The organism is Legionella quateirensis (genome assembly GCF_001467955.1).
Classification (GTDB): Bacteria; Pseudomonadota; Gammaproteobacteria; order Legionellales; family Legionellaceae; genus Legionella; species Legionella quateirensis.
Genome location: NZ_LNYR01000006.1, coordinates 378,076 through 388,520, shown reverse-complemented (window position 1 = coordinate 388,520; position 10,445 = coordinate 378,076). Strand labels below are relative to the sequence as shown.

Sequence of the window (10,445 nt, the reverse complement as noted above, 5' to 3'; positions counted from 1 at the left end):
GAATATACGTTATGCAAGATCTGTATTATTTAAAACCTAATGTTATTTCACAACCACTGGTTAATCAGTGGTATGCCTGGTCTTTTTTAGTTGCACCACAAACTGCAGCAATGCTTATCGTGTATGCACACTTGGCTATCATGAAATCTTACATTAATCATCCTGAAATGCATGAGCAGGCTCTATTGCATCCAGAATTAAAAGGTGGTCAATTCATTGATTTACCTGTTCGCGATACGGAATTTATTGCTCAATTATTAGCAAAGACAGAAGATAAATGTTCCGAGTTAATAAACTTGGCCCAATCCATAACAGAGCTGTTTGATTTATTAAATAAATATGAAAACGGTGCACCTTTAGAAGATTTATACTCTCAAATACCAGAACAACTTAGAGGCTATGTCGAATTAGTCTATGATTTACAGAATCAAAAATCATTTCGCTTTTTCGAGCGTATGCTCTATAGCAGTAAATATTCAACCAGAAACTTACAATCTGTTGTTTTATCAGAAATGACCAATGAGAATCGCCCATTCTTATTAAGCACGCCCTATCAAGAATCTACTGATAAACTGGAGGTTTCTTTACCATTCAATGATAGCTTTTATGATAAACTCTACCAAAGCAAAACAGTGGGAATTACTGAAACCGACTTATTGGCTTTACATTCACACATACCCAATGCTGAACATTATGAATTATTTAAATCTTTTTTTACGACACAACAATCTGAAAAGAAAATTGATTTATTGACTCATGATTCGACAATAAAAATAAAATATTTTGGTCATGCTTGTGTCTTGGTTATGACAAAGCACTGTTCTATCTTAATTGATCCTATTATTAGTTATGAAACTCCGTCTGAACTTGACCGTTTTTGTTATGCTGATTTACCTGAAACAATTGATTACCTTGTTTTTACTCATGCACATCAAGATCATGTCCTGATTGAGCATGTATTACAACTCAGATATAAAACAAAACAGGTCATTGTTCCAAAATCTGGCGGTGGTTTTCTTCAGGATCCTTCCCTTAAAATATTTTTCGAAGAGTTAGGTTTCACAAAGGTTATTGAAATTGATGATATGGAATCAATAGATATTCCTGATGGCTCGATAACCGGCATTCCATTCCTTGGGGAACATGGCGATCTGAATATCCAGACAAAAAAAGCGCATCTAATCACCTTGTTTAACAAAAAAATGCTGTTTGCGGCAGACTCGAATAATCTCAGCTCAGATTTATACAATATAATTTATCAATCTACTGGTACTATCGACCTCATTTTTATTGGTATGGAGTGTGAAGGGGCTCCTGTTTCCTGGGTCTATGGAACTTTATTCCCCAATAAACTGGCGCGAAAGCATGATCAAAAACGAAGATTAAATGGCTCCAATTGCGATCGTGCCTTGAAAATAATTGAGATATTTAAACCCAAGCAAGTGTTTGTATATGCAATGGCATTAGAGCCATGGCTAAGCTATATCCTTAACATTAATTATAATGAAGATTCCATTCAATTAATAGAATCCACAAAGTTTATTAAAAAATGTAATGATTTAGGAATATTTTCAGAACGCCTGTTTTCACACAAAGAAATTTTTATATAGATACGGAGTTTACTATGAATAACGAATCGATTAACTTTTATAATAAAAATGGATACATTATTTTATCAGATATCCTATCACCGGATATTGTTAATAATTTAGTGAGTACAACTGATCGTATTGCCAAAGATGAGAATACCATAGAGCGATTTAATCATTTATATGATTTTGAAAATAGTCATGATAAAAACAATTTAAAAGTATTGCGTCGCATTCAAACACCAGAACTAATTGATTCATTATATCGCGATGTTGGGCAGAATTCTGAGCTATTAGCTAATTTATCACAATTATTAGGACAGAATATTCGTCTTGAAGGGATTAAAATTAATTTTAAATCGGCAAAATGCGGCTCTGAAATATTATGGCATCAAGATTGGGCATATCAGCCTTATACGAATGATAATGTACTAACTATTGGTATATTATTAGATGATTGCAATGAGAGTAATTCCCCAATACATGTAATCCCTGAAAGCCATAAAGGTCCTACCTATCGACACGATAGGCTTGGTGTATTTTCTGGTGCAATCGATTTAACACAAGACTATTTACCCACTCATGAAGCAATACCCTTACTGGGTAAAGTAGGCGATATAACGGTACATCATTATCGTATATTACATTATTCTCCAAAAAACATTAGCAACCACCCTAGGAAAATGCTATTTATTCGTTATGCATCTGCTGATGCATGGCCTTTAATGGGTGTTTTGGATTATAAAGATGGGTTTAGTTTCGAAATAATGAAGTCGAGGATTGTATTAGGCGAACAAACTTTAGAGCCTAAACTAAAAGAGGTTCCTGTTAGAATGCCATTACCTTACCCAGACAGCTTTAGTAAATTAAACCCTGGTTTACGCAGCTATGGGATATTAGAATCATTTAGTAGTGAAAAATAATTATAGGTTTAGTAAGGTTTTTATAATCATGGTCTAGAGAGGGGTTGCCTGTAAAAGCGGCCATCCAGTCCTGGCATTACGTAGGGGCAACGGAATTTGAGCCCCTGTTTTTTTTTCCTTGATTATAAGTTTTTAAAGTAGCCAGTTGCTCTTCTTCTGAAATAACCCTTATTGTCAGGATGCTCTCCAACTAAAATTGTGACGAGCATTGCACGTGATTACAACATAAATGTGAAATTTAATACCGCGTGCACTTAGTATTAAAAAAATTTAGACAGGCTGATATCGTTCTTTAAAGAGGAGATTCTGACTCAATCAGTATAATTACCTAAAATTAGTTTCAGCTATTTCTTCAGTAGTTAATGTACTAAGTAATTGATCTAAAAATTTCATTACTCTCTCATTGTTATCTAAATAAATCCCATTTGGAGAGGCTGATTTTCCATTTATAAATCGAGTAGATAGTCCAATTCCCAATCTAATGACTTTCTTCGCCTGGATAATATAAAATGAAATCCCCCCAAAATAGTGTGAAAAAATACCTACTCGGGTGCTTTCTGTTATTAATTATTTTTAGTGTGCTTAGCTTTTGAATAAAGAGGTATATAGTCAAAAGATTGGGAGGCACTTTCAGACCCACATTCATCGTAGGTATTATCAGCACACAGAAAAAACTCCTCTGCTCCATATTCTGCTGCTTGAGACATCGCCTCGTCAATTGAGTTGAAACGCCATAACTCTTTTCCTTTATGAATAAATACATCTGATTTTTTATCGATAATTTCAACAATATATTCATGAAGCTCTATTGGTGAATAAATCAAAGCGATTGATTTAGAGCCACTCTTTGCCTGATTAATTAAACCCTCGCGCGTTTGATGTACCATGATTCAAATCCTCAAGAAAGGGTATTTACTAAATTATAGCCGCAATTTTGTTGATGTATTGAAAATGAGATATTTTTATAAAACATTTTGGAGTTTATTTTATAAGGCTCTCTGGAAAAAATGAGGGTAATTTTGATGTTTTTTGTAAAAGCAGGTATAACCTGTTTCTCAAACCAAGTTCATTCTATCCAACGAGCCAAAAATAACTTTGAATATGAAGAAATACCTCAAGGCATAAAACTTGATTCTGCAAATACAGGTTCATCAGTTTCAGTAGGTAGTTGCCTGTCTTTTATAGCATCAATTTCCATAAATGAAGTCCTGTGCTTAAACCCGCAGTATCGATCATCATAACCAAGCGCTATAATTTCCTCAGCTTGAATCGGAACTTTCGGTGGAGTAAAGAGATCTTCTTCAAGCGCAAAATCATTTTCTTTAATGTTATCCCCCCGCATGATGCGGCTAACATATTCAGAATAAGAACCAAGCATCGTAACAATAGCATCTTTACCTAATTCCAGCATAAAGGTCAGAGGAGACTTTTCCCCCGATGCATAAAGCGCTTCTATAATCTGTGATGCAGCATAAATCCTATCTACTAATAAATCAGCAACATCTGCATTTAAACTAAAAAATGTCTCTAATGGATCTGAATTTGAAAAACGTTGAAACAGCTCTAATAACTCAAATTTCGCATCGTGATGAGGTCCTGTTAATTTTTTACGTACCTGTGTATCTAATCTCATAAAAACAGAAAAAGGATCGGCATACCTCAAATTTTTTAAGCTTTTCATAATTAAAAAAGATTGAGGGTTATTAACCAGGCATGCTCTTTCTGCATCATTTAATGATAAAAATTTCATCCAGGGGTCGCTCACTCCTAACCCCAAAAATCCTCTCATTATTTGAATTGAAGTAATGTCGTCATTTACTAACAATTTTAATTTTTCAATATCCATTAAAAGAAAAATTTCCAGATAATTACCGTATCTAAACTCATGTTTCAATGCTCTTAAAATCGGTATTACATTATAAGGATTTGGAAGTATTACATTTAGATAAGTTAATTTAATTTTTTTAAAAGTATCTATCGGATTTTTTATACCTAAATCAACAAAACCTTTCATTAATAGTATTATATTTTCTATATTGTTTAGTAATAAATCGAAAGTACTATCTTCTGGATTAAATAGTGTTTTAAACCAGGCTCTACGGTATATTTTTAATTCTTTTAACGATTCTTTGAGACTAACCAAATTAGATGCATTATTAAGTATAGAAACGTGCCTGTCTTTGGGAATCCCAGTCAATTTAATTCTCGCTTTGACAAGTTGAGATTCCGCATAAGCTATATATATATATGAATCCTTCGCCTTATCAGAACAGACAGACCAAAATGTCGGTCGTATATCTTCTGACATAGAATTCACAGCATTACAATCATCCAATGAATAATCTTTGCCCTGTAATCTAATAGTACCTGCATTGTCATCATCGTTTAGGTAGTATACTCTGCCTTCTATTGGGGCACGACGTCCAAAATCACCCCGTATCAGTGCCATAATATCACTAGAATTCATCTTACGACTCCAATTTTAAAAAGCCCCGAAAAACTTAATCTCATCATTAGGCACATTATTATACACACAGATCATTAAAATTAAATGATACAGCTGTTCGGTGGTGTGCTAACCAGCATCATTTATACCTGTGAACTTGCAGGTACTAACCCATTTAACTATCTGGTGGCATTACAGGTTTACAAAGACCATATTGTTAAAGAACTAAGCCTGTGGCTTCCATGGAATTACCACCATACAAAACAATCACTTGATTCTGCAAATACAGGTTCATCAGTTTCAGTAGGTAGTTGCCTGCCTTTTATGGCATCAATTTCCATAAATGAAGTCCTGTGCTTAAACCCGCAGTATCGATCATCATAACCAAGCGCTATAATTTCCTCAGCTTGAATCGGCTTAAAGCCTAATCTTTTTTCATAAAGGCCTTTAGTTTCTGAATTAAATACACGAGTTAAAATATAAAACTCAGTGTCTGCTGGATATTGAGACAATACGCATTCCATGAGATGTCGACCAATTCCTGTTCCACGAAATTGAACTCCCGCTTTCGCGAGGATGGCGTATAAAAAGTAAGGACCATACAGGAACAAATCGCGGAACGTTAGGAATATATTAATGAATTGTCAAAACACTCAAGTAACTCGCAGATTCATCACGCTATGGAAAAAACCTTAACGCCTTCGCCCAAGACGCAAGTTGCCTCAACAGCTTTCATTTTTTCAATGTTAGTGACAGGGTCAAGGAAGCGATTGATTACCCTGAGCACATTATTGTTATCCAACATGTAGACGTAAGCCTGATTTACTGGTCCCAGCCATGGTGCTTGACGAATTTCGTGAGTATAGGTCATTCCTCGAGAGGCCAGCATGCCTTTTTTACTGATAATCACATTATCAGGCGTGTAACTGGAAGAAAACTCAGGGGGAACTTCGGGTAAAGAAGTAGTACACAGATCCCAGTCAACCACATAGCGAATACCGAAACCATTGTGTACCGCCTCCACAATTTGATCATAATTAGCAAGTTGCGCGGCTTGTGCATTAACCATAATGAACATACAGAATGCAATTAATTTTTTCATTTTAACATCCTTTGTTATTGAGCTTTATCTTAGCAACCGGATTATAAAGGATATGTATCTCTCAATCATTAACTATTTTTTTACCCCTACTTAACAAAAAAATCATCTATGTTTGTTGATTGATCAAAGCCAGTATTTCATTAACAAAAGCCATATACCCCTCTTCGTTAACAATATCCCAGGCACGTTGATATGCTGGACTCCACGTGTTATCCAACATAATTTTAATGTTTTCTTCAAACTCATTATTGCGATTCAAAGCTCGGTATACATATTTTTGTATAGCCAACAAATGCAAGTGTGCTTTCACAGTATTACTTTCAGATTCGTATTTCTTCAATAATCCTGTTTCTTCTGAAAGGCTTGGAATATCCTTGTGTATATAGCGGTGCAATAACTCATGATAGATCACCATAGTTAAATAATTGCCTGGTAATGGGTTATCATTTGAAGACTTTAAAAAATTACGAATTTTAATCAGAAGCGGGTAGCTCATTCCTGTAAAAAGGGTATCACACAGAATAAAGTTAACAGACAATTCCTTACGGGAAAAAGGGATATTAAATAATTGAGTAGTAGCATTTAACAAGGGTTCACCGTCCTGCTCCCATCTCTTTTGAATTCTGGGCAGGAAAGCATCCAATTCGTCGATCATTGCAACGGTTATTGGTTTGTTCTCGGTATTGCTGCATACGCCAACATCAAATAATGTTCCGTACTCAAAAAACAGTTTTGGAATGTTTGGTGTGTTAGCCGCAAAAATGGGGCTCCCTAATGTAATCATCAACACACATCCTATGATAACTGGTATTTTTTTGTGCATAAAGTATCATCCTGTGAATACGAGCATTTCAAATGCCTACTTTAAGCAAGAAAAACCATCAAATCAATGGATAATCAGCTGCGATCATCGAGGTGGGTATTCTTGTAGAGAGGCTTTAGGTAGAAATTTAGATGCGGCATAAATGCCGCCTCACTCCGAACGGTTCAGATGTGTTTCTTATACCAAAAACAGGTTAATCCCGAAGCTAAACGTCGGGACGAAGTCTAGAAAACGGGATTCTTACAGGTCAATGATACTAAAAAGTGAATCTAAAGCAGCTCTCCTCTTCATCTTCTTCACTTGACTCCAAGTACTGATGCTGAAGGCTAAAATCATGCACTAATTCATTGTTCTTGATAAAGTTTCGAATTGCTCCAAAAAATTTCTCTGGAACATCTGACTCCATTGAATGATCTGATTGTTCAAAAATTTTGAGGCTACTATTTGGAATAGCATTAGCCATTTGTATTGAATTAATAGGTGATGTAATCCAATCTTCTTCCCCTACTAAAACAAGAGTGGTACAAGTGATATCAGATAGTTTATCTAAATAATTAAACTCCCAAATATTAGACCGAAATCCTTCATTAAGCGCATCAAACGAATAAGGATAAATTGGTGCGGGGCGACTCACTGGTTCATTGTGTCGTATTTTCCAGGAATAAAAAGGTTTCATTACTTCAAAATAATGATCTGTTTCCTCCTGATTTGTAAATGAACCACTCCAAAGTGTTTCACATACTTTTATTTGTTCTTCCGTTCCTTTAGCTAAAACATTTGCCTTTGCTGTTTCCAGGAATGAATAACTTGGTGCTCCTGCTGCCAAAATTAAAGAGCTCACTTGTTTCGGATAACGTACAGTAAATCCAAGAGCTGTCATCGCGCCACAAGATTTGCCCAGCATAATAACCTGTTCAAGTTTTAATTCACCAATAATATAGTGAATGTCATCTATATTATTATCGAGCGTATAGGTAGTTGGTTCTCCCTTGGCACTCAGACCACACCCACGTGGATCATAGAAGATGACATTGGCTTCTTCTTGAATGCACTCGTAATCCTTATAATTGGAATGATTGGCTCCTGGGCCACCTGGAATCATGAATACATAGGGTTTCGTTTTAAGAGCCTCTTCATTTTCATAGACTATTTGAATATGGATGGTTGTTTCAGGCGCGTTTATTCGGCTGGGCACTTTTATATTAAATATTTTATTCATAGGAAACTCCATTTTTAAAAAAGACCTGAAAAACGCGAGTGTAACTTATTTGGCAAATCACTGCGATCAAGAGTTTTCACCTATAATTCTTTTGTTTCTCCATTGATTGTTACGTTTGTTACTCACATTACTTTTCAGATAAACTCAGCAAACGTATCTTGGGAGAAGGCCCCAAGGGCCGTATCCCAGGTTTTCATTTTACATTCCACATTTATTCACACTCCAAACGCTCCTTGAACTCCATCCTATTTTCCTATAAATGAAATTGAGTATATTGAATTACAATTCATAACTGTCAATAAATTCAAACTGAGCAAGTAATGTAAGTTAAATATATTTTCTTGGCTGATGGTCAGCGACAGTAACAAAGCACCAAGGGGTTAGTTCTAGCCTTTAACTTATCAATACAGAGCAAATGCAATGGGGGATTAAGGGCAACAAGTTGAGGCCAATCATTATTAATATGATCCAGAACAAAATCTCGAGTAGTTTCCATAGGTGGTCCCTCTAGGAAGGCTAGATACTTATGCTCACGGGCAACACTATCTACAGCGGACCAAAATCCATTTATATGGTGCTCTTTAATGGATACTATTTCATAATTCATAAACTCAGCCTAAAATAATTAATGTTCAAATAATTCTTCTATTGTTTCTTACACATTTAGAGTCTCCCATTTGTGTTGTAGCCCGCTACATACGATATGAAGCGGGAATGGAAAAGAAGTTTAAGAGCCTGCAACGTGAATAATGTCAATTTTATCCCAGCTGCGAGTAGAGTTTAAATCTGGCTCTATTGATTATTATCCAGTTGTTCTTATTAATTTATCATGCTTATTTTTTTTAATAAGTTCTTTTTCTGCTCAGCAGTGCCTTTGAATGAGCTCAATGCTGCGAGCACATCGTCTCGGGACGTTTGAATTTCATCCAAGCGCGCCTTATTGTTAATCATCCAGGAAAGCGCCCAGTAATAAGCTCTTACCGAGTGATCGAAGGCCATAATCGTAGACTCAATACTTAATAAATCGTCTGATTCCAACTTTAGTGTAGCTAAATCAATTTGAGGAAAAAAATAGGTTTTATCCTTGATTGTCAGTTGGGTATCGTGAAATATTGGAATTTCTGTTTTTAACGCAAAACCCGTGATTCGCATTTGCCAGAAAATTTCAGCATTGTCTGAAAAAGCCTGGACTAATTGTTCCTTTTCTTCATTTGAGCGATCGGGTTGTGTTGCAAGTTTTGTAATCTCGATTAATTTTGTCAATTGACGAGACATTTCCCCTTCCAGCTCCACTAATGATTGCAGCAAGGCATCTCTGTCTTCCTGGCGGAACAGTTGGATTTGAGCATCGTTTGTATCCGCGTTTCTCTCGCCATCTACCAAAAACCGGTGTAACGATTCACTCGTGATATTTGAAGGCAATCTTTCTTTGATTTCGTTTAAGAGTTCCGTTAAATAGCCCAGTGTCTCAGTAGCCTTTTCCGGGTTTGAAATATCACTTGAGAGCAGCTTCTCCGCACTGTCTTTAAGATTGGGTAAATAAATATGTAAATGAGCGTGATCACTATTATCATAGAGATCAATCGTGACATCATTATACCCCAATACATGCAGCTTCAATGGCTTTAAATAGTTGACCAGACTAAATTTTTTTGCTTGAAAGCGAGCATTAATGTGAGGGTCGTAAGTACCCATGGCTAAAACAGAGGCGGCTGAATTGAGCAAGCTTTTCATTTGCTGATCTATATGTATCACTGCTTTATTCGCTTTTTCAATAATATATAACCAATCTGGTGAAGCTAGTGTAATACGTGCCGTTGGTTTTGTTGCTGTATCCTCTGCATGAACGGGTATCCAGAATAGAAGACAAAGAAATAAGCAAAATACTGATTTAATAAAAGACATCATCACTCCCTGTTATGATTGAAAGCTTGATACAATGACATGGAAAGTGAAACAAGAACAGAGATTTTTGACTGCACCACATGACAGTTCCTTGCTGTTCACATAGAACTCATTTGGTTTTTTATTGGAGCCATATGCATGTTATGAGCCTTAAACGTTTTTCACGAAACGCATTATTCTACATCCAATTGCAAATCTAAATTTTGTTCATTCTTCGATACTCTGGCATAACCCACTCTCATTATTATCCCCAGTTATTCAGAATAATAAGGAGCGTTATATGCAGCAAAAAATTGAACGGTGTTCAGAAACATTAGGGACAGCAAGCAATGAGTACCGCCAGGCGTAAAATCTCTGCGAAAATAAACCATGATTGATTATGAGGTTGGATTTCCTGTGCTTGGAATTTTATACGGGTTGTTTGAGCTATGGAAGTTA

The 10,445-nt window shown here is 35.8% G+C and carries 10 protein-coding genes; 2 read left to right on the top strand and 8 right to left on the bottom strand.

Annotated elements, in window-relative coordinates; all coding sequences use genetic code 11:
• The first annotated feature begins 11 nt into the window (after positions 1–11).
• Together Lqua_RS04125 and Lqua_RS04120 are read left to right on the top strand one after the other, a co-directional pair.
• Positions 12–1,610 carry an MBL fold metallo-hydrolase gene (locus tag Lqua_RS04125; RefSeq protein ID WP_058473005.1) on the top strand — a complete coding sequence of 533 codons (1,599 nt, stop codon included), beginning with the start codon at positions 12–14 and terminating at the stop codon, positions 1,608–1,610.
• 14 nt (positions 1,611–1,624) lie between these two features.
• Positions 1,625–2,512 carry a phytanoyl-CoA dioxygenase family protein gene (locus tag Lqua_RS04120; RefSeq protein WP_058473004.1) on the top strand — a complete coding sequence of 296 codons (888 nt, stop codon included), beginning with the start codon at positions 1,625–1,627 and terminating at the stop codon, positions 2,510–2,512.
• Between the two features lie 563 nt (positions 2,513–3,075).
• On the opposite strand, the gene Lqua_RS04115 is transcribed toward Lqua_RS04120, so the two are convergent.
• The 8 genes from Lqua_RS04115 to Lqua_RS04080 all read right to left on the bottom strand — a co-directional run bounded on the left by Lqua_RS04115 (position 3,076) and on the right by Lqua_RS04080 (position 10,010).
• The gene (locus tag Lqua_RS04115) at positions 3,076–3,399 is read right to left on the bottom strand and encodes a hypothetical protein (RefSeq protein WP_058473003.1); all 324 of its coding nucleotides are present in this window, start codon (positions 3,397–3,399) and stop codon (positions 3,076–3,078) included.
• A 227-nt stretch (positions 3,400–3,626) separates the two neighbouring features.
• The gene (locus Lqua_RS04110; RefSeq protein ID WP_058473002.1) at positions 3,627–4,979 is read right to left on the bottom strand and encodes a hypothetical protein; all 1,353 of its coding nucleotides are present in this window, start codon (positions 4,977–4,979) and stop codon (positions 3,627–3,629) included.
• A gap of 227 nt (positions 4,980–5,206) precedes the next feature.
• The gene (locus tag Lqua_RS18140; RefSeq protein WP_157076124.1) at positions 5,207–5,470 is read right to left on the bottom strand and encodes a hypothetical protein; all 264 of its coding nucleotides are present in this window, start codon (positions 5,468–5,470) and stop codon (positions 5,207–5,209) included.
• 161 nt (positions 5,471–5,631) lie between these two features.
• Positions 5,632–6,060: a hypothetical protein gene (locus Lqua_RS04100; RefSeq protein ID WP_058473000.1), complete on the bottom strand. Its 429-nt coding sequence runs from the start codon at positions 6,058–6,060 to the stop codon at positions 5,632–5,634.
• A 106-nt stretch (positions 6,061–6,166) separates the two neighbouring features.
• Complete coding sequence (locus Lqua_RS04095) at positions 6,167–6,883, bottom strand: hypothetical protein (protein WP_058472999.1); 717 nt, start codon at positions 6,881–6,883, stop codon at positions 6,167–6,169.
• Positions 6,884–7,139: 256 nt separating this feature from the next.
• Positions 7,140–8,102, bottom strand: a complete 963-nt coding sequence (locus tag Lqua_RS04090; RefSeq protein ID WP_058472998.1) for an alpha/beta fold hydrolase — start codon at positions 8,100–8,102, stop codon at positions 7,140–7,142.
• A 352-nt stretch (positions 8,103–8,454) separates the two neighbouring features.
• A complete protein-coding gene (locus tag Lqua_RS04085; protein ID WP_058472997.1) occupies positions 8,455–8,709 on the bottom strand; it encodes a hypothetical protein in 255 nt (84 codons plus the stop codon).
• Between the two features lie 212 nt (positions 8,710–8,921).
• Positions 8,922–10,010 carry a hypothetical protein gene (locus tag Lqua_RS04080; protein ID WP_157076123.1) on the bottom strand — a complete coding sequence of 363 codons (1,089 nt, stop codon included), beginning with the start codon at positions 10,008–10,010 and terminating at the stop codon, positions 8,922–8,924.
• Positions 10,011–10,445 lie beyond the last annotated feature (435 nt).